Genomic DNA, 26,703 nt, shown 5'->3' with positions numbered 1-26,703 from the left:
AGCATAGCAGTCACATCTTCTTCGGCATCCGATCTGGCGACACTTCAGTTCCACTCTTATTGCGGAGGTTCTATCTTTCTCGCAAGGGGCAGGAAGAGTATGGCGCAGCCGGTCAGAATAGCGATGCTCAGCCATGCTTCGTTCATGGCCTCGACGCTTGCGGCCGTCTGGATCAGTGGGTCGAGCACGGCCGTGGCATTGGCGTCGAAGGCTCCCATGTGTCCCGCCATTATCTGCGCCGGCGCGCCTATGAACGCGGCGGTCTCGGCATCGCCGCTCTGAAGCCGCTCCCACAGCTTTTGCCCGAGCGGCTCCGATCGCGTGTAGATGATGGTATCAATCAACGCGATGCCGATTGCGCCGCCGAGGTTTCGCATCAGGTTGAACAGGCCGCTTGCATCAGGAATGCGGTCCGGCGACAGGGTTCCGAGTGCGAGCCGCGTCGGCGGCAGCAGGCAGAACATGATCGCGACGCCTCGGATGATCTGCGGCCAGAACATCGCACCGAAATCCGAACGGGGGTCCTGAAACGCACTCATGCCTAGGCCGACGGCAAACAGCGCAAAGCCCGCGACAGACAGGAGACGTGCATCCACGCGTTTCTCCAACGCCACGGCGATCGGTGCGGTCACCAGCTGCGCGATACCCGTGACAAGCATAGTCGCTCCGATTTCAAGCGCGTTGTGTCCCCTGATAAAAGCCGGGAAAACCGGCATCAGGTAGACGGAACCGAAGAGGCCAATTCCGAGGACGAAACTCAGCACAGACCCGACGAGAAAGTTCCGGTCTTGAAAATTATGGAGATCAATGACCGGACGAGCCTGGCGCAGGCCACGCCAGACGAAGAAGCATCCCGAGGCAATGAACAGGGCAAGCAGGCTCATGACATACAACGATGTCCAGCCGCTCGTCGGCGCCTCCTTTAGGCTCAGCTCCAGGCTGGCAAGAGCCGTTGCCATCATCACAAGCGACAAGCCGTCGAGATGGCGCAGTTCAGAGAAATCGATCCGCTGCCGCGGCAAGAAACGACCGGCGACAAGAGCCGAGACGATACCCGGGACTATATTGATCAAAAACAGCCAATGCCAGGAATAGGTCTCCGTCAGCCAGCCGCCGACAATGGGGCCGACCGTCGGCGCTAGCACGGCAAGCACGCCGGCTATCGTGGTGGCGACCGCTTGCCGCTCATTGGGAAACAGAATGAAGACGGCGGAGAAGACGGAGGGGATCAGTGTTCCGCCTGAAAACCCCTGGAGAACACGCCAGGCCACCAGTTCGCCAAAGCTCCCACTGGTCGCACAGCCGATGGATGCAAAGACGAATAGGGCTATTGCGGTCACGAAGAGCCAACGCATCGAAAGCAGTCGGGTCAGAAAGCCGGTCAGCGGAATCGCGACCACTTCGGCAATCAGGTAGGAGGTCTGGATCCAGCTCATTTGATCCGGATCGATGTCAAGCGCCGACTGGATCGTCGGCAGCGACGTCGCAACGACCTGCACATCGAGGATCGCCATGAACATCCCGACGCACATGGCTATGAAACCCGTCCACACCAGCTGAGGGTTGATGGCAGAGCGCGGGAGATCAGGCCGGTTTTGCATGGGACAATCCTGAAAGGGCTGCATTCTCGGCCTTGATGCGTATGGCAAGGATCAGAGCATTGGCGATCGAGAACAGGAGTGTATAAAGCGGCATATCAAAGCACATCGGAAGAGCTGCGATCTCGCCGATCACCACAGCATAATTCGGGTGCCGCACAAACCGGTAGGGCCCTTCGACCACAAGCGTCTCTCCGGGTACAATGATGATCCGTGTCGTCCATCGCCGACCAAGCGTGGACAGGGTCCAGAGCCGCAAGACCTGAAGACCTACGAAGACTGCGAGCCATGCCATATTAAGTGGTGCATTCCACGCGAGAAGCCAGAGCCCGAGGAGCCATGCAGCATGCAGAGTGACGATCGCCGGATAGTGCGAGGCTGCAACTTCGACAGCTCCCCTTGCCATCAGTATCTGCGTGTTGCTTCTGGCAAGCCAGAGTTCGCCCAGCCTTTCAAGGGTCACCGCCGTCAGCAGCAGGATCGGCCAGATCATGCCGCAGCCTTCAAGGAGGCGCAATTCAGCGTAAATCCTGGTCCCAAGGCGGTGAGTAGCGTGCGTCGCGGCAATCCGGTGGAGATCAGCCGTTCCAAGACGAACAAAGCCGTTGGCGATGACATGTTTCCATAGTCCGACAAGACATCGCGTTCGTGGTTCAATGTTCCCTGCCCAAGGTCAAGCGCCGATTCCAGCGCATCGATAACCTTCGCGCCGCCGGGATGACAGGCAAACCGGTCGACGTTATCAATCTTCAGGTTGGAGCGCGCCAGAATGGACGCGACGGCAGGATGAATGTTCGCCTCGGCAAACGGCGGTATAGCCCGATCGAAGATCACGCCCAAACCCTCAGGTTCGACGCTCCAGCCCATGATGTCCAGCGTGTCGGGCCAGGTATGCTGGCCACTCATCTCGACTTCGGCGATGCCGTCATTCGTCGCACGAAGAATGCAGGCTGCCGCACCGTCACCGAAAAGAGCGGTTGCGACGATGTTGGCTTTTGTCAGCTTATCGATGCGAAAGGCAAGGGTGCATGTTTCCACCGCGACAAGCAGAACGACCGAGCCTGGCCTGGACGCAGCTAGTCGCGACGCAATGGAAAAGCCCGAAACACCACCGGCGCAACCGAGCCCGAAAACGGGAACGCGCTCGACATCAGCGCGAAATCCCATCTGTGCAATGACCCGCGCCTCAAGGCTCGGCGTGGCGATGCCCGTGGATGAAATGGTAACTATCGTATCAACATCCGCCGCCAAAAGGTTGGCTAATTGCAACGCCTTAGTCGCTGCAGACACGAACAGGGCGCTCGCGCCCTCGATGAAGGCGTCGTTCCTGTCCGGCCAGCCTAGCGTCTTGAGATACCAGTCGAGCGGACGAACGCCATACCGACGCCTGATACCGGAACTTTCGAAGACTTTTGCGAGGCGTTCGAAGTCTGGAAAGCGTGACGAAAATGCTTGGTGGGATGCGAGCGCGGCGTCACGCTGATCGATGACATGAGGAGGGACGGCAGTCCCGATGGAGACAAGCTTGACGGATTCAGGCATGGGATTCCCTACGCGGGCGCTTATGGGGCATGGGCCAGCTGCGCCGCGGCAGGTCCGTCACATGAACGTGCCGAGATGGCAAAGGTTTCATGCGGCCTTGATTGAGTTAGAGGTATTCTAAAAAAGAGCGTGCCGAGCAGAGATTGAAAGAGTCTGGCTGCGGAACAGCAGGCGATTGTTGAGTTCCACGTTATTTTCACCCTTCTTCACATTTCGCGGTGATCCATCAAAGTCGTCGGGACCCCTACGGCGCTTTGCGTTACTCATATCGGCTCGGGTCCGATATAAACGGAAAAAAGGGCCAAAAGGACTTGGATCCTTGCCACCTCCATTCTGGCAATGGCCCTCGGCTATTTCCTAATATTCCTGTACGACGGACTCATTGCACTCTTAGTCAAAGAAATTGGATTTTCGAGCGCCTTACTTGGAGCATCCGTGGCATCCGCAGGCGCCGGCGGAGTAATTGGTGCTTTGCTTCTCGAACAATTCTTTGGACAACGTGACCCTTCTCAGCTGATGATCGCTTCGGGCCTTGTCGGAGGGCTGCTAATTGCCTTCATGGGACATGTTGGGCGCGGCGATATCGTGATTCCTGCTGCGGCCTTCTGTCTACTTCTATTTGCCACAGGTTTGGCCAGCGCAGGTTTCTTCGTTCCCTATCGAGTGGTGCTACAGAAGGAGACACCACTTGAACTTTTAGGGCGCGTTGCGGCGGTAGGCGAAGGGCTCAGCGCAGCGGCGATGATGGCTGCCCCGCCACTTGGGGCCGGACTAGCGGAGATTGCCGGGGTGGCCGCACCGTATCTGGTTAGTGGCTACGCTACCGCCTGTTTGGCATTTGTGCTGCTCTTTGTACGGCGTCGAGTGAACAATAGGAATGACTTGGTTCCTGATGACTAACGCGGCGAGAGTCGGCACGGAATCGGAGACGGGGAGCTGTAAATTCATGAGATCGATGGTCTGAGTGAAGAGGCAACCAGAGACGACCGCGTCGCGTGATTTACAAAGCTCCTTGCAAGACCTCAGCTTTGCCTCACATGCGTTAACAGGATCTATGGCCTCGATGAAACATTTCAAAGATGGTGCAAAAACTATCCAAACCTGTCACGATCGCCGCCTGTCTAAGGGAGAGTATCCATGAGATTCGGTCTTTTTCTTGCCATAACGACGTTGGGAATCGTCGCCGGTACCGAGGCGCAAGCAGCCGCTGGCCGCGATTATGAAGTCACATATTACAAGGAATACGGGCTCAAGACGCAAGTCGGAACCTTCTACAAGCCGTGCGGCACCGGCACAGCGAGACTGACTGGGCGCCGGACGCCCTATTTTACGAAATCTCAATCGACATGCCTGGGCGGTGGCGGGCACTCGCCAGCGTCGGTCAGTTGCCACTTCACCCAGCCGGGCTGCACGGACGCTCTCGCCCGGGTGATCCCGAAGAAGCCGCGCAAGAAAGTGACCACCGCCAAAACGGTGAAACATCCTAGTCAATCAGCGCCTTGCTGACGGCATCGTCTAGGCCTGGGGTGGCATCGTCAATTTGACGGCAACGAGGGCATCCTTGTCGATCGATATCGCTTCGACGAAGGTCTTGATTGTCTCGTCCAGGCTCGCCCCAGCTTTCGTCCATGTCGCAGCGCTCGTCATTCCCCTCGTACTGACTATGCCGCATGCTTCGCCGGTTTCATCGTCAACGGCGATTTCCAACGTACCAACTGGGATGCTGTCAGGAGCGAGGTAAATGCCGACCGAGTGGAATTGAACTTCAGATCGATCCGCGACTGCCGATATCAATTCCGGTTCTGCCTGGTCTGGAGGCATATCGCTAGGAGGGGACCAATAGTAGAACGGCTCGAAATGAGCCTTGGTGCGCGGATCGTTAATTGCGTTGTCGTAGGTGACCTGCGATCGCAATAACCTGGCTTTTGCAACGATGCCTTTCAAGCACAACGCCTACCGCCGCCATCGTATTGGCAAGATGAAGTTCAAAGTCACGAACTGGCGGGAGTACGAGACAGGCCTTCGTCGGCGCGGAAGTCTGACGCTTTGGGTGACGCCCGAGGCACTGTCGTCCTGGCGAGCGCCGAAGCGAACGACGCGCGGCGGCCAGCCGCGCTATTCCGATCTGGCGATTGAGACTGCCCTGACGCTGGGACTGGTGTTCGGCTTGCGGCTGCGGCAGACCGAAGGCTTCTTGACCTCGGTACTGAAGCTGATTGGGCTGGATCTCGTCGTTCCCGATCACACGACCGTGAGCCGTCGTGCAAATAAACCGAGAGCGCCGAACAAGCGGCACTCTGATCGCTTCCCGGAGAAAGGGCCTGTCCACGTCCTGATCGATAGCACAGGGCTGCAGGTCTACGGCGCTGGCCAATGGCTGGAGGAAAAGCATGGTGTTAAATCCCGTAGGGCTTGGCGGAAACTGCATCTGGCGCTGGATGCCGACAGCTCTGACATCATCGCTCACGTTATGACGGACCGGGATGCCGGCGACGCCTCGCAGGTGGAGCCACTACTCGACCAGATCGACATGCCGATAGCGCAGTTCACGGCCGATGGAGCCTATGACGGTGAGCCGACCTACGCTGCCGTCATCAGGCACACCGCCGATGCTGAGGTAGTTATCCCGCCGCGTGCCAATGCGGTAGAACGTCAGCACGACGATCCCACCAATCAACGAAACCAACATATCGCGACGATCAACGCTGATGGCCGGATGAAATGGCAGGCCGCGACCGGCTACGGCAAACGATCCTTGGTCGAGACCGCGATCGGTCGCTACAAATCCATCATCGGCGGCCGGCTAAGAGCGCGCTCGTTCGCAGCACAGCAGACGGAAGTCGCCCTCAGCTGCGCAGTGCTCAATCGAATGCTGGCATGCGCACGCTCGAAATCCGTCCGGCTCAAGTTCGCTATCGCATAGTCGTAGCATCAAAGACGGAATTCCGTTCTTTCAACGATCCGCGCACCAAAGCCTTTTCGATCAACACCTTAAATGCAACTAGGTGGTACAATGCGAAATGAAAAAGTGGCGCAAATCTAGCTGAAACCCGACAGTTCTGTTTCGAAATAGCTTTCCCTAACTGAATCAAAACCAATACGGCGAGCCTGATGGAAGGGACGAGACTTGCGAACGGTCACGGTAAGATTTGATAATTTGATTGGATTCTCCTCCTTTTGTATAGCAGGCTGCCGATAAATTTCTATTTGTTGACATAGTATCAATATTGAGACATACGGTTATTTATGAGTTGACGTCCACTTTTTGGTCGGTAAGGGCATGCCATGTATCCTGCTCCATTTCGGTATCACAGGCCGATGACGCTTCAGGACGCCTTGTTACTTTTGGTGCGGTACGCACCCAACAGCGCTATTCTCGCCGGAGGTCAGAGCCTGATACCGCTCATGAACCTGCGCAAGGTAAGGCCTGGCACGCTCATCGACATTGGTCGCATTCCCGGACTTTCTCGAATGTCGTTTTCCGATGGCGTGTTCTCGGTCGGCGCAATGGTGCGCCATCAATCGCTCTGCGAGGGTGAAGTCGAACGGTTGGGGCTGCCGATCTGCTTTCTGCGCGTGCTAAAGCAGATCGGTTCGCAGATCGGCAATCTTGCCATCCGACATCGCGGCACTTTTGGTGGCAGTCTTGCACTGGCGAACCCGGCTTCACAATGGACTCTGCTTTCGGTGCTGTTGGATGCGAATGTGGTGATTGCATCGACCCGTGGCACTCGTCGCCAACGTTACGCTGACGTCCTAGGACCGCCGGCTCAAACCTGGCTTGGACCGGATGAAGTCGTCTTAGGCGCGGACATGCGCCTATCCAATTTGAATGAAGTGTTCGGATTCGCACAGGTTGCACCCTCTGCGGGAAGGCCAGCGATGGCCTTTTCGCTCGTAGCAACGCAACGCGACGATGACAGGATCTTGAACTGTCGGATAGCAATCGGAGCCTGCACGCCGCGTCCTTTGCGGCTCTATTCGCTGGAAAATGAGCTTGCGAACTCCCGCAGGGCCTGGCGCGAAGATATCGCCCTTGCCGATATCATTCGCAGCGAGGTTGGCCACCTGCAGATGATCGAGGGTACCGATTGCCGCTATGCCCGGGAGATCGCGGTTGCGGCGATAACACGTGCATTGAAACAGGCAATGATGCAATGACAACAGAGCAGATGTCCGGCCACATCTCATTCAAATTGAACGGTAGAGAGCAAATTGTCAGCGTTGATACCAGGACATCGCTTGCTGACGAATTGCGCGAACAATGCGGCATGGCGAGCGTCCGCGTTGGTTGCGCTCAGGGCGAATGCGGAACCTGTACAATCTTGCTGGATGGAATGCCGATACGCGCGTGCCTGCTTCTCGCGGTTCAGGCAGACGGAGCTCATGTCCAGACTGCGGAAGCCCTTTCTTCGCCGGACATGCTTGCAAGGATAAAAAGAGCCTTCAAAAAGCATAAGGCCTTGCAATGCGGCTATTGCACGCCGGGCTTTCTCGTACTGGTCGACTACATCCTTCGCCGGGCTTTGCCGCTCGACGAGGCACGGCATGTTCTGTCGTCGAACCTCTGCAGATGCACCGGTTACGAGCCGATCGTCTCGGCCGTGGCTGATCTGCTTTCCTCCCGCGGTGATGAGCTCGGGGAGTTGCAATGAGCTTTGTCGGAAAACCGGTCGAACGAGTAGAAGATGAGGACCTGCTCAGCGCCAGGACGCGTTTCGTAGGCGCATTGTCGTTTGACAACATGCTGCATATGCACGTCGTGCGTTCGCCACATCCGCATGCCTGCCTGAACGCCATTGGAGTGGATCGCGCAAAATCTGTCAGCGGCGTCGTCGCCATTTTCACCGGCAGCGACACACGCGAGCTCGCCCCGATCGGATTTCGCCGTGTCGTCGAACCCGAGCTGTCGCTTTATCAGCAACCTGTGCTGGCCCTTGATCGATTGCGCTACGTGGGTGAGCCGGTTGCAATCATCATTGCCACCGATCCGCGCATCGCCGAAGATGCGGCAGAGCTTGTTACACTCGATGTAGAATGTCTTCCTCCCGTCAGCAATGCAGTAGCGCCTGGCCCGGATGACGGACTTGGGCTTCACGTGCAAGAGGCTGCAGGCATTGACAAGTCCTACGGCGACATTGCCGCTGCCTTTGAAGCGGCAGCGCATCGGTTTTCGATATCCTGCGAAATCGCCAGGCAGACCGCGGTTCCAATGGAGACCCGAGGTGCGCTGGCTGTCCCTCATGGCGACGCCAGCGGATTTGATTTTTACGGCGCCGCAAAGGTGGTTCATGCAAACCGCGCCGAGCTTGCCCGGATCCTCTGCCTGGATCCGAACCGGGTCGTCCTGCGCGAGGGGCATGTGGGCGGTGGCTTTGGTGTCCGTGGCGAGCTCTATCCTGAAGATGTTCTTGTTGCCTTTGCAGCACTTCGGCTGCAGCGCGCGGTACGATGGATCGAAGACCGGCGGGAGCATTTCCTTGCGACCAATCACTCGCGCGGCCAAGTTGTCATGCTGGACGCTGCCGTTGATCACAACGGAGTAATCCTCGGATTGACCGCCGATATCGTTGCCGATCAGGGAGCGTATTTGCGCACGCACGAGATCAAAGTTGCCGATCTGTCCTGCGCCTTTCTACCCGGACCTTATCGGATCCCCGCATATCGGGCCCAAGCCAGCGTTCGGCTGACCAACAAAACGCCTTGCGGCACGTATCGCGCGCCGGGTCGTTTTGAAGCGACATTTGCGATGGAGCGCATGATGGACACCATCTCGCGTGTGCTCAAGATCGATCCGATCCAGGTGCGCCGCAGGAATCTAATCCCTGCCTCAGAGATGCCGTTTGATCGAGACCTAACTGCCGCCGGCAAGAAGGTTCGTTATGATTCCGGCGATTATGGCCTGACGCTGGACAAGGCTGTGCGCGCTTTCGATTTTGAAGGAATGCGCAAATCGGCGGCTGATCGTCGGGCGGCCGGCGAGCACGTCGGCGTCGGCCTGGCAATGTTCGTTGAAAAATCTGGTGTCGCGTTGCGCGAAACGGCGAGCCTTTGTCTTTCATCCGACGGCTCTGTCGAGCTCGTCACCGGTGCCTCTTCTCTCGGGCAAGGTCTCGAGACGGTTCTTTCCCAGATCGCTGCCGATAGCGTTGGTCTGGACATGAGTGACTTCAAGGTGGTCCGCGGCCAGACGGATCGCATTTCCCAAAGCGGCGGCACGTTTGGCTCGCGAGCCACCATCATGGCGGGGTCGGCCGTTCATGCAGCTGGACAATTGTTTCGACAGGCGATCATCAAACGTGCCGCAGAGCTTTTCGATGCGGCGCCCGAAGCCGTTCATCTGCAAGACGGTCGGTTGGAGATCGCCGGCCAGCCAGTAGACCTATCGCGGTTGCATATGGGCAACGGCGACAACGCGCCGGCCCTCAAAATTGAAACGACGTTTGACGCAGAAAATGTCAGCTATCCCTATGGGGTTCATATCGCGCAGGTTAGCGTCGATCCGGATACGCTGCAGGTTCGGGCCGAGCGATATTGCATTGCCTATGACATCGGGCGTGCCGTCAATCCCGACCTTGTCAAAGGGCAGCTCGTTGGGGGCGCTGTTCAGGGTATTGGTGGCGCGCTTTTTGAGGAAATAACATATTCCAACGACGGTTACCCGCACACCACCGGGCTTTCCACCTATGCCATTCCTAAAATGGCCGACATACCCGCTTTCGACGTGTTGGTGCTCGAAGACTGGCCGAGCCCGACAAATCCGCTCGGCCTGAAGGGGGCCGGCGAGGGCGGGATCAACGCAGCCGGTGCGGCAGTGGCTGCTGCGGTGGAAGATGCGTTCTCCTCACAGCTGACGCCGTATCGGCTACCGATGACCGCGCCGTATTTGTTCAAACTTAAAACAGCGAACGAGCGCCGACGCCGTCAGCTCGACAATCTCAGCGATTGAGCAAGGGTTATTATAGATGGATTTTGCAACTCGCTTTCACAATGTTGCTGACACCATATCACCGTTCTGCCTGGGCATAGATCCATCGACAGCACTGTTGGATGCAGCCGGCCTGCCAGACGATTGCCAAGGCGTGCGATCTTTCTGCGAGCGCTTGCTTCAGGCATCCGATGGATTGAATTCCATCATAAAGCCGCAAATCGCCTATTTCGAGCGATTTGGCGCCGACGGGCTCTTGGAACTCAAGCGTCTTGTCGACATGGCGCGCGAAAAAGGCCTGCTCGTCATCATGGACGCCAAGAGAGGCGATATCGATTCGACCTGCGCGGCCTATGCGCAAGCCTATCTCGGGCCGAAAAGCTACTTCAATGCGGATGCACTGACGGTGAACGCCTATATGGGCTTCGGCTCGCTTTTGCCGATTCTGGATGTCGCGGCCGAATACGGCAAAGGCATATTCGTTGTTCTGATGTCGTCGAACCCGGAAGGCGCGCCCATACAGACTGCGCTGGTTCAAGATGCGGAAACGACGGTTGCCGGCTTTCTGGCCGAGCAGATCGCCGCCTTCAACATTCGCAAAGAGCAGAAGGTAATCGGCGGTGTGCTGGGAGCCACAATCGGCGATCGCCTGGCCGACATGGTGGCGCGCATGGACAATGGGCTCATTCTTGCGCCGGGCATCGGACATCAGGGTGCGACTTTCGCCGACCTCGAAGCTGCGTTTTGCGATGCCAGACGGACGCTTGTTCCGACGATGGCGCGGGGGATCGTGCGCGAAGGCTTCAGCGGCAACGTTCTAAGAGCAATCGTGCACGAGAAGAGCGCCCAAGCACGCTCATTCAGAAACGGCGAGGGGATCGTCGCGGCGACATAGAAGGCAAGGCGTTGCAGTTCGACGCCGACACGACCGAAAGTCGGCATATTTCATCGGAAAGGGAAAGCATGGCTATCGATACACACGCCCATTACGTTCCAGCTGAGGTTCTGCATACGCTTGAGGAGAGTGCCCGGGATTTCGGCATCGCGCTGCATCGGGAGACGCCGCAGGCTGTTCCCGCTCTCCATTTCGATTACGGGCTTAAGGTACGCCCCTTTTTCCCCAAGCTAATTGAAACAGTCGAGCAGCGCCTATCAGGCATGGCCGAGATGGGCGTCACACATCAGGTTCTCAGCCAATGGACGGATATCTTTGGGTACGGGTTGCCGCCATCCCAGGCCGTCGCGTGGCACCGCCTCATGAACAGTGCCTATCAGAAGCTATGCGCGGCCTATCCGGAACATTTTTCCTTCATGGCATCGGTTCCGCTCAACAGCGGTGAACTGGCGGCGGCAGAAGCGGCTCATGCGGTGCAGGCCATGGGGGCTGTCGGCATCTGTGTTGCAGCCAATGTCGACGAGGTCAATCTGGGAGACATTGCGCTTGATCCGCTGTGGTCGAAACTCCAGGAACTCGGCGTACCTTTGATGATCCATCCGGTCCAGGCCGTTCCTGGCTCGCGTGTGAACAAGTATGCGCTTACGCAGGTCGTGCAGTATCCATACGATACCACGCTGGCGATCGGCTCCTTGATCGGTTCAGGCGTATTCGACCGTTTTGCCGGACTAAACGTCCTTCTGTCTCATGGGGGCGGTCTATTGCCATTCCTGATCGGGCGTTTTGATCGGCTTCACAGTCGGATGAACAAGCAGCAGCAACATTATGCCGCCGAGAACGAAACGTCGTTCTATCTGAAGAACCTCTATTTCGATACGATCGTCCACTCCCCGCGAACGCTGCGCTTTCTTGCCGAAACCGTCAGCACCGACCGGATCGTGCTTGGAACAGACTATTCGTTTCCGCCAGCGGATATGGCCCCGCTTTCAACTCTCCAGGCATCGCAACTGTCAGACATCGACCGCGGCAAGATTGCCAATGAGAACGCGTTGGCACTCTTTCCCGGACTAAAGACACAGTTGCGCAAAGGGGACGCTATCGGCTCGCCAATTTCACACAACTAGCGGCTTCGACTGCACTACTCCTAGGAGCGCCAGATGCGCGTATTTCTTCTCCATTCCCATCCGGTTGAATCAAGTTACGGTGCGGCGCTCTGCCGACAGGCAAGACAAGGGCTTGAAGCAGCAGGACACGAGGTTGATTACTGCGACCTTTATGCGGAGCAATTCGACCCGGTATTGTCGCGTCATGAACGTATCGTCTACCACGATGAATCGGTAAACCAGGAGGCGGTGGCAGGCTATGTCCACCGCCTGAAGGCCGCACAGGCGCTAGTATTGGTCACACCGATCTGGCACTTCGGCTTTCCGGCCATTCTCAAAGGATTTTTCGATCGAGTCTTCCTGCCCGGCGTGTCCTTCAAACTTGAGGGCGGACGGATGCAGTACACCTTGAAGCACATCACAAAGCTTGCGGCGATTACAACATACGGGGCAGATCGCACCAAGGCGCTCATTGTCGGCGATCCGCCCAGGCGGATCGTCAAGCGCGTCATCAGGGCTCAGATCCATCCGATGGCCAAGGTCTTATATCTCGGCCAATATTCGATGAACCGCACGACTGCGGTAGCGCGCACGAGATTCCTCGCCGCGGTGCAGCACGAAATGCAGCGTTTCTGACAGGGGCGCCCCCGCCATGCTGTTCGACAGAGCCGACTTTCCCCGGAGCGAAGCCTTCGTCCTCGCCAATGCAAGGGTCCCTCGCTGCGTGCTTGACGCCCATCTTCGGTTCTCGGGCGAAGATCTAATCAAGGTCGATATCGTTGTTGCCGGTTCATCCATTGCCGCAATTACCCCCGCCGGCATTGTCCAGCACGGATTGTATGGCGCCGACATCGATTCCGGGATCGTTCTTCCATGCTTCACGGATATGCATACGCATCTCGACAAAGGCCACATCTGTTCGCGAACGAGCAATCTGGATGGTACGTTCAGCGGTGCTCTGGAGGCCGTCAGACGGGATCGACCGTTCTGGTCGATTGAGGATGTCATGATGCGGATGGAGTTCGCGCTTCGGTGCGCATTTGCGCACGGAACGCATCTGCTGCGCACACATCTCGATTGTCGGCCGGCCAGCTATCATGCGGTTCTCTCGGCATTTTCGGAGGTCCGAAATCGTTGGCGAGATCGGATTTCCCTGCAGGCGGTCGCGATGTTTCCACTCGATCTTGTCGACGACGAGCGATTCTTCGGTGAGATATTGAGATTGGCCAAGCACCATGGCATCCATCTTGGTTGCGTGACCGAGCCGGGACCTGCGCTAGAGACAAGGTTTAAAACCCTGATCAAGGCGGCCTCGAAGGGTGGACATGACCTTGACCTGCATGTCGACGAAACAAACGATCCTACGACAAACACCTTGGCGACCGTTGCTTCGTTGGCAAAAGAAACGGCGTTTGAAGGCAGGATCATTGCCGGGCATTGCTGTTCTCTTGCGCTCCAGGATGCCGATACGGCCCTGAGGACGATCGGCGAGGTCGCGGCAGCAAAGATCGCGATCGTGTCTTTGCCCATGTGTAATCTCTATCTACAGGACCGAGTGCGCGGGCGGACGCCGCGATGGCGAGGCGTCACATTGTTGCAGGAGCTTGCGGCTGCGGGTGTCGATACAGCCGTAGCCTCGGACAATACCCGCGATCCCTTTTTCGCTTACGGTGACCTCGATCCGCTGGAGGTCTTGCGAGAGGCAATTCGCATCATGCATCTTGATCATCCGCTGGACGATGTCGCACGGCTCCTGACAAGTACGCCAGCTGGGATCTGCCGTGCACGTTCCATGGGCAAACTGGCCGTCGGGGGTGGGGCCGATATGGTCGTGTTTGGCGGTCGCAACTGGAGTGAGGTCCTGGCCCGCCCGCAATCAGACCGATTTGTCGTGCGCAACGGTTGCCTTCTTGATGCTAAGCTTCCTGACTATAGGGAGCTGGACATTATCGGCTGACTTCTATGATGCTGAAAACGGTTGAGTATGCGGCCGGCGCCGGGTTCTGCGGCGAAGATACCGTGTGCCGCTCCATGCAACTAAGGCTCCTGCGAGGCAGGTAAACACCACCAAGGATCCGACGCCGCGTATCCCGAAACCACCGAACATCGCGGCAAAACAAGGTGCACCGATCGTTGAGCCGAGATTTCCAAGCTGCGCGATCGCTCCGACCGCACGACCGCGTTGCTGTCGGGTTTCCGCCAGATATGGAATTGCTGTAAATGCGGACCCTTGCGCGATGCCGAGACACCACATCATGCCAAGGGCGCCTGCCAGCGTCAGGTCGCCAATACCGAGGACGAACACCAGAACCGCCATGAAGGAAACGGCGAGATAAGCCGTCATTGCCAAAGTGGTCGGCGCCTTCGTGAGCTTGGCCGACACTCCACTCGTTACCGATCCCGCTATTCCGGCCAATGGCAATAGTGATCGCAGCAACGCAATCTGATCTGCATCGCCAGAAACATGCGGTGCGAAGATGACCAAGGCCACATAGGTAAAAGTGTAGAACAGGAAGATGAATGCGGGCAGCCGTGTGGATGGGCTGCGGTAGGTCTCAACCGTCTCACCCAGAATATGGCTTGCAAAACCCGGGAACTGGGTGTTGCGAGGGGGTGTCTGATCAGCGTCGAGGAATATCGGTACCACCAGTGCCAGAAGAAGCATGAGCGCGCCGTGCAGAAGGAACAGGTCGGTAATTCCGAAGGATCGCGCGAAAGCCACGCCAATCGATCCCAATATGAAGAATGCCACTCCGAAAAAACTTCCCCAAACACCCATGACGACAGCTTGAGACCGCTCGGCGGTTGTCGACAGGAGCAAGACAGGAGCGCAGACAATGATCCCTAGGTGAGACAGACCCTCGACGATCCGGCTCAGCAGAAGTGGGAGCAAAGGCGGCATCAAAGCTTGGAAGAAGGAGCAACAGCTGCCCAATATCAGACAAAGACATAAAGCTCGGCGGAAGCCGATACGCCCACACAGACGACCTGCTGTCGCACCCAAAACCACTCCAAGGAGACCAGGGCTGGAGACCAAAAAGCCCGTGGCGGCGGTGCCCATATGATAGGCTGCGCGGATCTCATCGAAAATGACGGCAACTTTTGCAAATTGCATTCCGGCTGCGACGCCCGATGCAATAAGCAGAATGACGGCGGCCCGATTGGTGCGGATCATGAGGGCTCTCCAATGGACACGGCGGATCTTGGGCTGTTCAGCGCAGTGACGCTTGCCCGGTGAGAAGCCGATGCACCGAGCGCCAGACCTCCGGATCCCGGGCGATGAGCAGGCCCGGCTGCTGATCGCCCGGTAGATATTTAGAGCCATCGAGGCGCGCCACGACACCGCCTGCCTCTTCGGCAAAAAGGACTCCAGGGGCATGATCCCAAGGTAGCAGTCGCCAAAACATCAAAAAGTCCTGTTCTCCTGCGACAAGCGATGGATAATCTATGCCTGAGCATCTGCGCCCCGGAAGCAGTTCGGCGAATTCGTCCTTGCCGGCGAACAGGCTGTTCTTCATCTCCTCGGGAAGAAACCGTGTGAGCACCGCTCCTCGACACTTCGAGAGTGTCTGGGGGGCACTTGTCACCTTGACGCGATCGCCATTCAACGTCGCACCTTGACCGCGCACTGCAATCGCGAGGCGGTGTGAAAGCGGCGCAAGCATCCATGAGGCCATCGTCAGTCCGTTTCGCAGGAACGCCACCATGACTGCAAAATCGGGTGATCCTGCGACAAAATTGGCTGTACCGTCCAAGGGGTCGACGAGCCAGACATCTCCCTCGTCGAGCTGATCGAGCACGGAGGGATTTTGAGCCGCCGCCTCCTCGCCGACAACGCGCGAACCCGGAACAAGGCCGGCCAATTGCCGAGAGATGATCCACTCAGCGTCGCGATCGGCCGTCGTTACCACTTCGCCTGGCGTTTTCTCTTCGATTTCCGTTGTATGCAACCGGTTGAAACGCGGGAGTATTGCGGCGGCGGCGGCTTCGTCAATGATTGCGGTTACTGCGTCAACAAGATAGGCTTCCATTGTTCTTTCCGAGATGTTCATGAGATGATGGCGCTGGCCGCCTTCCTACGAAGCGATGCCAAGCAGATGGTATTGTCGCCTGAAGTAAATCAGGCACGGATCGCCTGCCTCGCCGTGGATGGCGAAGGGCCTGCCAAAAATAATCTTGTGAGTGGCAATATCCATGGAGCGGACGACTTCGCACTCCAGTGAGACGACCGCTGTTGGCAGCACGGGAAGCGGGGTTTCACTGGCCGTCCAATCACCAATCGCAAACCTTGCGTCCGTCGATGTCTTTCCGGCGAATGCACGAGATAGGCTCTGATGGCTTGCGGCAAGAACATTCACGCAGAAGAGCTGGTTTGCGACAAACGCGTTATGGACCGAACTCTGGCGATTGATGCAGACGAGCAAGGTTGGCGGGTCATCGGAAACGCCGCAAACGCTGGATGCGGTAAACCCTGCCTTGCCGCCGGGGCCATCGGTCGTGACGACGCACACTGTCCCGGCAAGCGGTGCTATCGCCGCCTTAAAGCGTTCTTTTGAAATTGGTGCAAATTGGCTGTCAGCATGCGCTTCCATGGCCATCGATATCCTCAGGTTCAAGATGGGCGGTATAGCGGCAGGGCCGGCCGGCGAGCGCGACACCGGTCTCGGCCAGATAGGCGTTGATCATTCGGTCATCGCAAAAGCCGAAAGGCGCCGTTGTATCGCGCGATAGCGAACCGACAAAAGCATCGAGCTGTTGGCGGACAATATCGGCCTCGTTGTCATGATTGCAGAGCGCCTGTGCGACGGTCTGCAGCTGAAGTCTCTTTGTGAGCGCGGCGGCTGTCGCGTTGCTGGTGGCCTGCAGAAACCGACGCAAGATCTGAGGTTGCTCGTCAAGCAAGGTATCTGTCGTGACGATGCACATTCCAGGGATCTTCAGACCGAACGCGGCAAGGTCCAGCTCTGCGAGCGAGTTTTCAAGCGAGCTCTTCAGAATTGGCAGTTCATTCGTTCGATAGACGCTGATGACATCGACGTCACGGCGTCGAAAAGCGTCGAGCTTATCTTGCGGCCGGGTGTTTCGGCGTCCGACTTTCTCGTAGTCGACCGCGTTTTTCTGGCAGAAGTGTTCGAGGAACGCGGTACCGGTTTCCCCGAGCAACATGGCCACGGCCTTTCCTTCCAAATCACGGGGGTGACGGACCGGGCAGTCGTCATGCGACACAAGACAGACGGGCGCCACCTGCTGATAAAGCGCCATGATCTTGACCGGTGCGCCGCCTTGGATGGCACTAACGGCAAATGGGCAGGGCAGAACGAGAAGATCGATCCCGCCAGATCGCAAGACCTGCAATGCGCTTTCCGCTCCGTTGCCGGGGCGGAACTCGATCGACAGCCCCGCACTCGAATAATAGCCGTGCTGCTGTGCGAAATAAAAACAGGCGTATTCGGGCTTGATGCTCCAGCTGAAACCGACGCGCAGTCTGTGACTGGGCGGCAGGTTTTGGGCAAACGGGTCCCTGGAGCCCATTGTCATGACATGCGCAAGCCGCTGCCAATAGGTTTCATGGACCATCGACACCTACTCTCCGGCGCTTTTGCAGCCTGCTTGACGGATCAATCATGAGCGCAACGGCAATCGCCGTCTCCAATTAGAGAAAGTTCTCGAAATATCAACTTTGTCTATTTATGTAGACAAAGCGATTTATTGTCAATATTATTCGGTCACCTGCTCGTCGGGATACCCAGCTCCGATACAGGGCTTCTCCTTCGCCGCCGCCGGCAAAGCCATTGTTAATTAGAGGAAGTTATTCATGGTATATCAGAGAGTTAGCGTAAGCGCGCCCAGTCGCTTCCATTTGACCCTGACGGATTTGAATGGTGCATTCTCGGGCCGCGTGGATGGTGGAGTTGGATTCGCACTGTCGAATCCAAGATTTGAGATTGTTGCATTGCCAGCAAGCGGAGCGGATCAGGTCGCCTGCCTTATCGATGATCCGGAAGATCGTCACGAAGCGGAAGGGGCAATCGCGGCAACGCTCGCTGGGCTGCAGAAGAAGCTCGGGCTGCCCCATGTCGATATTACCGTAAAGTCACCGGTTTCGTCTCACGCCGGGCTTGGCTCGAAGACGGCATTGCTCCTTGGGGTCGCCAGAGCTTACACGGCGCTTTTTGGCAATGACTTTGCCGGACGCGAACTCGCGCGCTTTGTCGGACGTGGCGGGACCTCCGGCATCGGGTCCAACAGTTTCGACAAGGGGGGCTTTGTCATTGATTGCGGCCATCCAGCCAAGGTCAAGGCCGGCGCCTTCATGACGTCTGGATGGGCGACGGATATTCCGCCTGGCCCGCTCCTGGCTCGCTACAAAATGCCCGATTGGCCGATGCTGCTCGTCACGCCGATCGCACGCAAGATCCATGGCGCCTTGGAGCAGGAGCTCTTCGCAAGTGTTTGCCCGATCCCGCAGGAGGATGTGAGGGCCGTGTGCCATATAACGATGATGATGCTCGTGCCTTCCGTCATTGAGGATGACCCTGCTGTCTTCGCACGCGGCATCAACGAATTGCAGAAGTGCCGCTGGAAGTCGCATCAAATCCAATGCCAGTCGGAAGTCGTCTCGACAACGATGCGCCGCTTGCACGAAATGGGCGTCAGCGGAGTGGCGATGAGCAGTTGGGGCTCTTCGATCCTCGCGATGGGGCCGGAGATGGAAGACCGCGCATTTCGATCGCAAGTGTCCGCAGACATAAAGCAGGTCATGGACCGCTACGATGGCGGCACGGTCGGCGAGATCCGATGCGACAATGAAGGGCACAGACTAAGAACCTTCAAAGCGCCGGCGCTGGTTGACTGAGTGGCATCATGCGCACATTGATCGAAAATCTGGATGTCCTGTTTCAGGTGGATGCGAACAATACCGTTCTTCGCGGTGCGAGCCTCGTCCTCAACGGCGGCCGCATCGTGGATGTTGGTCCGGCCGCAGAGATTGCAGAGCGTTGCCGGGATCTGACATATGATCAGGTTGTCGACGGTCGCGGGCATGCTCTTTGCCCTGGCTTCATTGATACGCATGTTCATCTTTCCGAGACGCTGTCTCGGGCAATTTTCCCCGACAATCTCAACACGCGAGCCTGGGTCTTTAATTGGGCGAAGCCATTTTATGCACACGTGACGACGGAGGATGAATATTACGGCGCGCTTTTGGGAATCTGCGAGATGCTGCGTTGCGGAACCACGTGTTTTCTCGACATGGGTTCGCAGCACGATCCCGAGCATGTTGTCGATGCCATCGAACGGTCAGGGATCCGCGGCATCACCGGCAGGCATGCAGCCGACAATCGTCCAAAAGACATTCCCGAGGGCTGGTCGGCAGAAATGATGGATCATCATTTTTTCCCGGACGCCGCGACTGCGCTTGCCGCCTTGGAGGACTGTGTGCGTCGCTTCAATGGGCGAGCCGGTGGCCGCATCCGCTGCTGGGTCAACATCGAAGGCAAGGAGCCCTGCACACTGGAGCTTCATGTCGGGGCAAGAGCGCTCGCCGAGCGCCTGGGAGTCGGTACGACATATCATCTCGCAACATCTGCGGAGGAGGCGCAGGTTTGCGAGAGAAATTATGGCACTTGGCCCGTCTCACGGATTGCTGCGGCCGGCGGCCTGGGTTCTAATCTCGTCATTGCCCATTGCGTGGCGGTCAACGACGCCGATCTGGACGCTCTTTCGGCTCACAGCGTCAAGGTTGCTTTCTGCCCCTGTTCATCACTGAAATTGGCCAAGGGCGCAAGCCGGATTGGCCGGTACCCCGACATGATGGACCGGGGCGTCATTGTTGGACTGGGAACGGACGGCGTTTCCGCCTCCGGCAATCTCAACCTCATGCGCCAGATGCATATTGTGTCCGGCCTTTTCAAGGATGCGAGGAACGATCCGGAGGCGGTGGGAGCGCAAAAGGCATTGCGCATGGCGACGGTCGACGCAGCCAAGGCATTGCTTTGGGACGATGAGATCGGCTCTATCGAAGTCGGAAAGCAGGCCGACTTCGTACTCTTCGACACAGATCACATCGAATGGACGCCGTTTCTCGATCCTTTGCAGGCCCTTGTCTATTCTGCCACCACAAGTTCGATCGCGCAGACCTGGGTTGCGGGCGTGCCGTTATATGCGAGCGGGCGGATTGCGACACTGGATGAAGACGCAATCAAGCGCAAAGCACGGCAGTTAAGCGCCTCCGCGGCGGACCGCGCCGGATTGTTCAAGTTGAACCCGGCCACGTCTGCGGTCACCCGATTGTATGACGAAGGTAACTGACGTGAACAGCGGCAGCTACTCCCCCTGTTTTGAAAGGAACTCAAATGCGCAGGATAGAGCTTGGCGTTTTCATGCCGGTCGGCACGAATGGCTTCCTAATGTCGACGACCGCGCCGCAATACCATCCCAGTTTTGCGCTGCAGCGCAAGATTGCGACGCTCGCTGAGGAGATCGGCTTCGACTTTCTGTTCTCGATGGGGAAATGGATGGGATTTGGCGGAGAGAGTGGATTTTGGCAAAAGACGATCGAACCTGTGGTGATGAGCTCTGCTCTGGCCAGCATTACCAGTCGTATCAAGCTGTTCGCGACGATCAATCCGCTGCTTCTCCATCCTGTCGTGGCCGCGAAAATGATTGCAACAGCCGACGAAATCAGTAACGGCCGCTTTGGCATCAACATCGTGACCGGAAATACGTTGGAAGAACTGGAACAGATGGGCGTTGTTCCGCAGGATTATGGGACGATCCGTTACGACTATGCCGATGAATGGCTGACGGTCGTCAAGCAATTGTGGTCGCAGGAACGCTGCAACCATTCAGGCCGGTTCTTTCAGCTTAGCAATTGCGTTTGCGACCCCAAGCCGATCCAGAGGCCTTATCCAACCATTGTCTCTGCCGGCCTGTCTGACGAGGGCTTGCAATTTGCAGCCAGGCATTCGGACTATCAGTTCGTCGGAGCCCGACCCGAGAAGGTTCTCGAGGTCAAGGCTGTGGCGGCTGCGCGGGGCCGAACCGTCAAGGCTTCCGGCAATATGCTCATTGTGCAAGGAGACACCGATGAGCAGGCACTTAAGCGCTTCAATCACATCGTCGCAGGCCGCGATGAGGCCGCCTTCAGCAATCTGATCGAATCGTTCGAGCGCGACCAACGAGATTCGTCGGCCGACAGGACATCTTTTTTGCGCAATCCGCGGATGGTCGGATTTGGCACCGGCGCGCCGTTGATCGGTTCGGCAATCACGATCGCCGAAAAGCTGGCGGATATCATCGTGACCGCGGACTTTGATGCCATGCAGCTGACATTCATCGACTTTGTGGAAGACCTGAGATCGTTCGGGCAGGAGATCTATCCGCGGCTGAAATCGTCCCTGGCAACTTATGGTGTCTCCCTGGGCGAGGGGCCTGCATCCGTTATCAAGGCCGGTGCGCATGCCTGAAGGGTCAGACTGCCGCAAAGTCCGTATCGCGCATCTGGCCGGACCAAATGCCACCATCCACAACACGCCACCGCTGATAACCTCCAACAAGGCTCGCAGGCTGCATGGCCTGCCGCTGTTGAGTGACGTCGATGGCAACCCCTCGCGCTACGATCCTCTGAGACCTCAAAGACTGGCGTTGCCGGTCTGGGTCTATATAGAGCATTTCTCTGCACATCCGCTTGAGGCTGATGCAGCCGAGCTCTATTGCGACCCCGACGGCTATCTGGACGCGCAGGGCCGGTTCTCGCCCACCCGATCATCGGCCACGGACGTGGCGGTGTTGAAGGTCGAACTTCGACCAGAGGATGGATACTATCCGCTGCCATATATGGCGCGCCAACGCGATGGAAGTGCCTGGGAGGCGGATGGGATTTCGCCGAAGGCGCCGCGCGATGCCAGCAGGCAGCCTTTCATGCCTGACGGTGAGCGGATGTTCGCCGAGATCGACAGATTGGGGGTGGACCCACTCGGTCTTGGCAATTCGATTGCGAACATCGCCGATGTCGATTTCTTCCGCGTCGTTCCCTCAGGCGGATACACAAAGGGAAGTGCTACAGAAGGGCAGGGCGCCCAAGGCAGCGCGTCGACCGCTCCCGAAATCGAGGGACGCGACTTCTTTGCCTATCGACCGGTGCATCTTGCGAAGTCGCCGCCCAGGGCAAGCCTTGCGCAGATCACTAACGCCGCGCAACGGATCCTCTCCAGCGGGCACTATGATGGCGCGATCTGGACACAGGGAAGTCCGAGAATTGAGGAAACGATCTATTGGCTGAACCTTGTGCTTGATGTGACGGCGCCGGTTTGCGGTAATGCTTCGCAACGATATCACGGTGAGACTAGCAATGATGGGCCCCGCAACCTCATCGACTCTGTCCATTATATTCGGTCGCGCTGTTGGGCCGATGAGCAAGGCCACAATCGGGCGGGAGCGGTTCTTGTGCAGGATCAGAGAGTGTTTGCGGCACGCGAGGTTGCCAAGGTTGACGCGCGCCCTGGCGGCTATATCGCAAGTGGCGGGCATGGTGGTGTCATCGGCTCGGCCGGACAGGGCGGTCCGAGCTTGCGGTTCTTGCCCTGTGCCAAACATACGCGTGACTCCGCAGTCAACATCACTCGTCTACCAGACGAGGTAATGGGAATTTCTCTTTCCGAAGGTCGGCTGGAGAGGGTTACCGTTCCAATCAAGAACGGCCGCGGCGAGCTGCTGGAGCACGCCATTCCGAAGGTTTCGATCGTCAAGGATTACAGCTATTCCGAAGACGACTACGGAACAAGGCCGGATCTGGAGGTCGAGATCAACGCGACGCTGGATCAGTATTTGCGACTACATCCGTTGTCAGGTTTCGTGTTGGAAGGGCTTTCACCATACGGCAAGCCGGCGGCAAGCTCCAAAGCGGTAGCGCTCGAGCGGGCGCTTTATTGCGGCGTTCCGGTCGTCATCGTTGGGCGCGGGAACTCGGAAGGTTTTGCATTGTCGGGCGGGCTTTTCGTCGGCGGTTCAAACCTGACGGCAACGAAAGCACGCCTCTTGCTGATGCTTTGTCTGATGAAGTTTGGAATGTTGCCGCCGGCCAAGGATCCAGGACAGCCAACCGCTTTGGAAAAGGCTGTAACCGAGGCGCGGCTTCGGCTCTATCGCGAGGTTTTTGACACACATTGATCGCAACGCGCGCCGCTTTGATTGAGCATGCATCGTCTGCCATCCGCGCGCCCGTGGGAGTGATCGCATGTGGATAATTCTTGCGACCTCAGCCGGCGCCGTCCTTGGATGCGGCGATGTGTTTCTCAAATATCTTTCCAGGCGGCTCAAGCCAAGTGTCGCCTGCTTTGGTCTCTACTTTCTCGGGATGCTGGTGTGGGTGCCGATTCTGAGCCTGACCGGCAGGTCGCAGGCTTTCCTGCAGTCCGTCTATCTGCCAACCGATATCCAGTTGCTGGTGCTGGGCAGGTCGCTGCTTCAGCTTTTCGCCTACGCGCCGATATTCCTTGCACTACGGACATTGCCGCTGAGCACCTATTCGGCGCTGCGTGCGCTTTCTCCCGTTCTGGCGCTATCGGCGGGAACTTTGATGTACGGCGACCGGCCTTCAGTCGCCGCGTGCTTAGGGATCGTCGCAATCCTGCTCGGGGTGGTTACGGTGTCCCGGACAGACTATCGGCGCACCTTGTCTGCGTCCGGCACATCTTGCCCTCGACGACATCTCACGCTGAGCTACATCCTGGCGGTCAGCGCTGCGACTTGCTCCGCCATCATGCCTATCTACGACAAGAACCTTCTTTCAATAGCCCATGCGGACAGCTTCGTTCTGCAAGCCCTGTCAGATCTGTATCGACTGGGATTGCTTCTGGTAATTCTCCTTTTTGCCGGTCGACCCGCCACGCCGCTTTCCTGGCGTTTGAGCCAATCCGCGAAGAACGTCTCAAGGGCGTTGGCGGTGGCGGCCCTGTTGATTGCTGGGGGCGAGATGCTCTCCTTCTATGCCGTTTCGCTGCCGGGCTCTTTGCCTTCGGTCGTCGCCATTCTGCGGCGGGCAAGCTTGCCGGTCTCGGCAATATTGGGAAAGCTGGTGTTTGGCGAAGCTTTGAGGCTGGAGAAGATAGCAGGAATAGTTGCCGTGGTGCTCGGTATCATGCTGATCAACGGAACGTGATTGGTTCGCGATCGTGTGGCGAAGTGCCGTCGATTAAAGTGATGATAGGTCGCTTCGTAGCCGCGGGGTCCGATTTTCTAGACTTTTGATGGATTATAAGCTTCATTCGCCACTTATGAGACGTTGACATCAAAGATCAAAAAAGTATTACAAAACATTAAAGTAGAGTTAGAATGTTAGAAACGATGGAAAACGAACGAGTAGCGAACGACTCGATCCGTGTCAGCGATATCGGCGCCAGATTGCACGCCTATCGCATCGGACGTGGCATGTCCCCAGAAGAGCTTGCTGAGCGGCTCGGAATCTCACGTGCGGCGCTTTATCGCGCCGAAAAGGGCGAGATCTTCAAGATTGAGACGCTAACCAGAATTACCAACGTGCTTGGCGTTTCTCTGCAGAGCCTGCTCGGCATTGGGATGGAATATGTCGACACCGCTGTCGCATTCTTCGAGCGTATGCGACAGCTTGAAGAAGAAAGCGAGCAGATCATAGGATTTTTTGGCCCAATATCCTATCTGCTGACGTCGCCAGTCTATGACGACATGCTCAGTGAAGTATTTCAGGACTCTTCAGAGAACACGGCTGCGGCTGCGGCCATCAAACAGTTGCTTGTTGTTCTCAAGCAGCGCAAGGACGCGTATCTCAGACGCCGACCGCTGCTGGTCAATCTGATTGCCTCCTCCGATCTTGAGCGATTTCTTTTGCATGGCTTGGTTGGTCGACCGGATTTGCCCGATGACATACAGGAAAAGCGTCGCGTTATGGCAAAGCGCGAAGCGCTGCATATCGTAGACTTGCTAAAAACGCAGCCGATCGGTGTTCAGATGTGTATCGTTCCCCAATCTCCACCTGCGACAAGCTTTCAGATCTTTCGCCAAACGTCGCGTTCAGTTCTGGCCATCAGCCCGTTCCGTTTGGGCGAACAGCCGAACATTCGTGTCGGTGTCGGCCTCATAACGTCATCGCCTGAAGCCATCACCCTACACGAAGATATTGCCAAACAATTGTGGGAGCGGTCTTTGAAGGGCAGTGATGCAGCTCGTTTTCTGGAGCAACTGATCGAAAAATATGGTGTTTGCCAATAGCTCGTAGGCTGCGGGCGGTCCTCCAGCCTTTAAATCAATGCGGAGTGTGGGAGTGGAGTTCGTAGATGGCCGAATTGCCGGCATGCTCACGGATTTCAACCGACTCGAGCCATACGCGCCCATTGGTCTTTTCTCGTGCGATGGTCGCTACATGATCATGGACATATCGTGCCAGCGCCTCGCAGCCAACACCTGGCAAAATTCGCAGATCGACGAGTTTTGCATCGGCAAGATTGTGGAAGCGTGGTAGCTCAGGATCGTCTGCGGCAACGATCATCGTGTGATCCAACAAGGAATGCAGCCAGGCTTTGACTTCCTTCAGTGCACCAAAATCGAAACACCAGTTTCGTTCATCGAGATGATGGGTGGCAAAGACGAATTTGACTGCCAATGCATAGCCGTGGATCAGCTGGCAATGGGAATCGGCGCGCCATTGCCGAAAGCAACAGGATAGGCCTTCATTGTGATCGTAGCTCTTCGTAGATCTGTATGTTTCAATGTGCTTGCGCGTGCTCGTCACCCGGTCGTCGGGCATAGTGATGCTGCTGGTCATGGGTCACCTCAAAACTTCTCGAGTGCTGCGCATTCCTGCAAGAATTCGGACTTCTTGGCAGCATCGGATTCCAGCCTTCCGTAGAATGCGTTCGTGACCATGCGACTGGCCTGCGATGCTTTGACGCCGCGGTGGGTCTTGCACATGTGAACAGCGCTGATGCGAACCGCGAGACCCTGGGGGTCCGTCTTCTCGCAGATGAAGTCGCCGATTTGCTTCACGAGCTCTTCCTGGATCTGAAGTCGTGCCGCAAAATAGTTCACGATCCGATCGTATTTGGACAGTCCAATGATCTTGCCGTCCTTGGACGGCAGAATCCCGATGAAGACGCTGCCGTGGATCGGCATAAGGTGGTGTGCGCAGGTCGAGCGCAGCTCGATTGGACCCGTGACGATAAGTTGGTCGAAGGCTCCAATGTTTTCGAACTCGGTGATCTTGGGAGGCTCCGAGTAACGTCCCTCCAGCGTTTCGCACACCAACATCTTGGCAAATCGCATCGGTGTATCGCGTGTATTGTGATCGTTGACATGATCGATGCGCAGGATGTCGAAGAGTTCCTCGATCTTCACCGATGCAGCGGAAATCATCTGCCGCCGCTGGCCCTCATCGAGGCAATCGTCAATCGAATGGTTCCCGAGCCGGGAAAAGTCATTTCTCTTAAGCAATTCGGTCTCCTTCCAGAGGTCGTGCAGTCGTTTCATTTCGTCGATAAGTGTAATTTTATGCGAAAAATCTAACTATTGAGACGACTACGTCAAGCTGTTTTCGTAATCGTCTCGATATGGGCGCCTTGTCCTTAATCTCACGTAGGCCTAAGGCAGAGCCGGCGACCGCAGCGT

26 protein-coding genes are annotated in these 26,703 nt (G+C 57.1%); 16 read left to right on the top strand and 10 right to left on the bottom strand.

Annotated elements, in window-relative coordinates; genetic code table 11:
- Positions 1 to 56: 56 nt before the first annotated feature.
- From AB8B29_RS32750 to AB8B29_RS32740, 3 genes are read right to left on the bottom strand one after another with little or no spacing between them, the layout of a single operon-like run.
- Positions 57 to 1,601 carry a DHA2 family efflux MFS transporter permease subunit gene (locus tag AB8B29_RS32750; protein ID WP_439007008.1) on the bottom strand — a complete coding sequence of 515 codons (1,545 nt, stop codon included), beginning with the start codon at positions 1,599 to 1,601 and terminating at the stop codon, positions 57 to 59.
- Positions 1,585 to 2,091, bottom strand: a complete 507-nt coding sequence (locus AB8B29_RS32745; protein ID WP_037197867.1) for an isoprenylcysteine carboxyl methyltransferase family protein — start codon at positions 2,089 to 2,091, stop codon at positions 1,585 to 1,587. The genes AB8B29_RS32750 and AB8B29_RS32745 overlap by 17 nt, the downstream gene beginning before the upstream one ends.
- A complete protein-coding gene (locus AB8B29_RS32740; protein ID WP_037197866.1) occupies positions 2,088 to 3,140 on the bottom strand; it encodes a type III polyketide synthase in 1,053 nt (350 codons plus the stop codon). The genes AB8B29_RS32745 and AB8B29_RS32740 overlap by 4 nt, the downstream gene beginning before the upstream one ends.
- A gap of 339 nt (positions 3,141 to 3,479) precedes the next feature.
- Here AB8B29_RS32740 and AB8B29_RS32735 point away from each other — a divergent pair, with 339 nt between their 5' ends.
- Positions 3,480 to 4,040, top strand: coding sequence for an MFS transporter (locus AB8B29_RS32735; RefSeq protein ID WP_037197865.1), 561 nt, complete (start codon positions 3,480 to 3,482; stop codon positions 4,038 to 4,040).
- Positions 4,041 to 4,277: 237 nt separating this feature from the next.
- Positions 4,278 to 4,646, top strand: a complete 369-nt coding sequence (locus AB8B29_RS32730) for a hypothetical protein (RefSeq protein WP_051963687.1) — start codon at positions 4,278 to 4,280, stop codon at positions 4,644 to 4,646.
- Between the two features lie 9 nt (positions 4,647 to 4,655).
- On the opposite strand, the gene AB8B29_RS32725 is transcribed toward AB8B29_RS32730, so the two are convergent.
- Positions 4,656 to 5,084, bottom strand: a complete 429-nt coding sequence (locus AB8B29_RS32725) for a hypothetical protein (RefSeq protein WP_112440419.1) — start codon at positions 5,082 to 5,084, stop codon at positions 4,656 to 4,658.
- On the opposite strand from AB8B29_RS32725, the gene AB8B29_RS32720 reads away from it, so the two are divergent.
- The 8 genes from AB8B29_RS32720 (at position 5,074) to AB8B29_RS32685 (ending at position 14,023) form a co-directional block, all read left to right on the top strand.
- Positions 5,074 to 6,063 (top strand): IS5 family transposase, encoded by a 990-nt coding sequence (locus tag AB8B29_RS32720; protein WP_439007007.1) that lies wholly within the window; start codon positions 5,074 to 5,076, stop codon positions 6,061 to 6,063. The two genes, AB8B29_RS32725 and AB8B29_RS32720, sit on opposite strands and share 11 nt — an antisense overlap.
- Before the next feature lie 362 nt (positions 6,064 to 6,425).
- A complete protein-coding gene (locus tag AB8B29_RS32715) occupies positions 6,426 to 7,301 on the top strand; it encodes an FAD binding domain-containing protein (RefSeq protein WP_081938753.1) in 876 nt (291 codons plus the stop codon).
- On the top strand, positions 7,298 to 7,795 hold the full coding sequence (locus tag AB8B29_RS32710) for a (2Fe-2S)-binding protein (protein ID WP_037197863.1): 498 nt from the start codon (positions 7,298 to 7,300) through the stop codon (positions 7,793 to 7,795). Before AB8B29_RS32715 ends, AB8B29_RS32710 begins: the two co-directional genes overlap by 4 nt.
- Positions 7,792 to 10,089, top strand: a complete 2,298-nt coding sequence (locus AB8B29_RS32705) for a xanthine dehydrogenase family protein molybdopterin-binding subunit (RefSeq protein WP_051963680.1) — start codon at positions 7,792 to 7,794, stop codon at positions 10,087 to 10,089. The genes AB8B29_RS32710 and AB8B29_RS32705 overlap by 4 nt, the downstream gene beginning before the upstream one ends.
- Before the next feature lie 16 nt (positions 10,090 to 10,105).
- Positions 10,106 to 10,963, top strand: a complete 858-nt coding sequence (pyrF, locus tag AB8B29_RS32700) for an orotidine-5'-phosphate decarboxylase (protein ID WP_037197862.1) — start codon at positions 10,106 to 10,108, stop codon at positions 10,961 to 10,963.
- An 11-nt stretch (positions 10,964 to 10,974) separates the two neighbouring features.
- Positions 10,975 to 12,087, top strand: a complete 1,113-nt coding sequence (locus AB8B29_RS32695; RefSeq protein WP_037197860.1) for an amidohydrolase family protein — start codon at positions 10,975 to 10,977, stop codon at positions 12,085 to 12,087.
- Between the two features lie 33 nt (positions 12,088 to 12,120).
- On the top strand, positions 12,121 to 12,702 hold the full coding sequence (locus AB8B29_RS32690) for an NAD(P)H-dependent oxidoreductase (protein WP_037197859.1): 582 nt from the start codon (positions 12,121 to 12,123) through the stop codon (positions 12,700 to 12,702).
- 16 nt (positions 12,703 to 12,718) lie between these two features.
- On the top strand, positions 12,719 to 14,023 hold the full coding sequence (locus tag AB8B29_RS32685; RefSeq protein ID WP_037197858.1) for a cytosine deaminase: 1,305 nt from the start codon (positions 12,719 to 12,721) through the stop codon (positions 14,021 to 14,023).
- A gap of 3 nt (positions 14,024 to 14,026) precedes the next feature.
- Here AB8B29_RS32685 and AB8B29_RS32680 read toward each other — a convergent pair whose 3' ends face one another.
- Genes AB8B29_RS32680 through AB8B29_RS32665 form a run of 4 tightly spaced genes read right to left on the bottom strand, consistent with a single transcriptional unit; the run spans position 14,027 to position 17,643 of the window.
- Positions 14,027 to 15,241 carry an MFS transporter gene (locus AB8B29_RS32680; protein ID WP_051963678.1) on the bottom strand — a complete coding sequence of 405 codons (1,215 nt, stop codon included), beginning with the start codon at positions 15,239 to 15,241 and terminating at the stop codon, positions 14,027 to 14,029.
- 37 nt (positions 15,242 to 15,278) lie between these two features.
- A complete protein-coding gene (locus AB8B29_RS32675; RefSeq protein WP_037197857.1) occupies positions 15,279 to 16,097 on the bottom strand; it encodes an inositol monophosphatase family protein in 819 nt (272 codons plus the stop codon).
- 45 nt (positions 16,098 to 16,142) lie between these two features.
- Positions 16,143 to 16,658 carry a flavin reductase gene (locus AB8B29_RS32670; protein ID WP_051963703.1) on the bottom strand — a complete coding sequence of 172 codons (516 nt, stop codon included), beginning with the start codon at positions 16,656 to 16,658 and terminating at the stop codon, positions 16,143 to 16,145.
- On the bottom strand, positions 16,642 to 17,643 hold the full coding sequence (locus tag AB8B29_RS32665; protein WP_051963675.1) for an ABC transporter substrate-binding protein: 1,002 nt from the start codon (positions 17,641 to 17,643) through the stop codon (positions 16,642 to 16,644). Before AB8B29_RS32665 ends, AB8B29_RS32670 begins: the two co-directional genes overlap by 17 nt.
- Before the next feature lie 238 nt (positions 17,644 to 17,881).
- Between AB8B29_RS32665 and AB8B29_RS32660 the strand changes: the two genes are divergently transcribed.
- The 6 genes from AB8B29_RS32660 (at position 17,882) to AB8B29_RS32635 (ending at position 25,311) form a co-directional block, all read left to right on the top strand.
- Positions 17,882 to 18,922, top strand: coding sequence for a beta-ribofuranosylaminobenzene 5'-phosphate synthase family protein (locus AB8B29_RS32660; RefSeq protein ID WP_037197853.1), 1,041 nt, complete (start codon positions 17,882 to 17,884; stop codon positions 18,920 to 18,922).
- 8 nt (positions 18,923 to 18,930) lie between these two features.
- Entirely contained in the window at positions 18,931 to 20,376 is a 1,446-nt protein-coding gene (locus tag AB8B29_RS32655; protein ID WP_037197852.1) for an amidohydrolase family protein, read from the top strand.
- Between the two features lie 44 nt (positions 20,377 to 20,420).
- Positions 20,421 to 21,533 carry an LLM class flavin-dependent oxidoreductase gene (locus AB8B29_RS32650; protein WP_051963673.1) on the top strand — a complete coding sequence of 371 codons (1,113 nt, stop codon included), beginning with the start codon at positions 20,421 to 20,423 and terminating at the stop codon, positions 21,531 to 21,533.
- Positions 21,526 to 23,235, top strand: a complete 1,710-nt coding sequence (locus tag AB8B29_RS32645) for an asparaginase domain-containing protein (protein ID WP_037197851.1) — start codon at positions 21,526 to 21,528, stop codon at positions 23,233 to 23,235. The genes AB8B29_RS32650 and AB8B29_RS32645 overlap by 8 nt, the downstream gene beginning before the upstream one ends.
- A 67-nt stretch (positions 23,236 to 23,302) precedes the next feature.
- Positions 23,303 to 24,226 carry a DMT family transporter gene (locus tag AB8B29_RS32640; RefSeq protein ID WP_037197850.1) on the top strand — a complete coding sequence of 308 codons (924 nt, stop codon included), beginning with the start codon at positions 23,303 to 23,305 and terminating at the stop codon, positions 24,224 to 24,226.
- A gap of 173 nt (positions 24,227 to 24,399) precedes the next feature.
- Positions 24,400 to 25,311 (top strand): helix-turn-helix domain-containing protein, encoded by a 912-nt coding sequence (locus AB8B29_RS32635; protein WP_245297648.1) that lies wholly within the window; start codon positions 24,400 to 24,402, stop codon positions 25,309 to 25,311.
- Positions 25,312 to 25,345: 34 nt separating this feature from the next.
- Here the strand turns inward: AB8B29_RS32635 and AB8B29_RS32630 are convergent, their stop codons facing one another.
- Together AB8B29_RS32630 and folE are read right to left on the bottom strand one after the other, a co-directional pair.
- A complete protein-coding gene (locus AB8B29_RS32630) occupies positions 25,346 to 25,864 on the bottom strand; it encodes a 6-pyruvoyl trahydropterin synthase family protein (protein WP_197072772.1) in 519 nt (172 codons plus the stop codon).
- Between the two features lie 8 nt (positions 25,865 to 25,872).
- Entirely contained in the window at positions 25,873 to 26,529 is a 657-nt protein-coding gene (gene folE, locus AB8B29_RS32625; protein WP_162693674.1) for a GTP cyclohydrolase I, read from the bottom strand.
- Between the last annotated feature and the right edge of the window lie 174 nt (positions 26,530 to 26,703).

This window comes from Rhizobium sp. 11_C7_N12_5, assembly GCF_051811145.1.
Classification (GTDB): domain Bacteria; phylum Pseudomonadota; class Alphaproteobacteria; order Rhizobiales; family Rhizobiaceae; genus Rhizobium; species Rhizobium lusitanum.
Note: the sequence above shows the minus strand (reverse complement) of the source record. Positions and strands in the feature narration are given on the sequence as shown.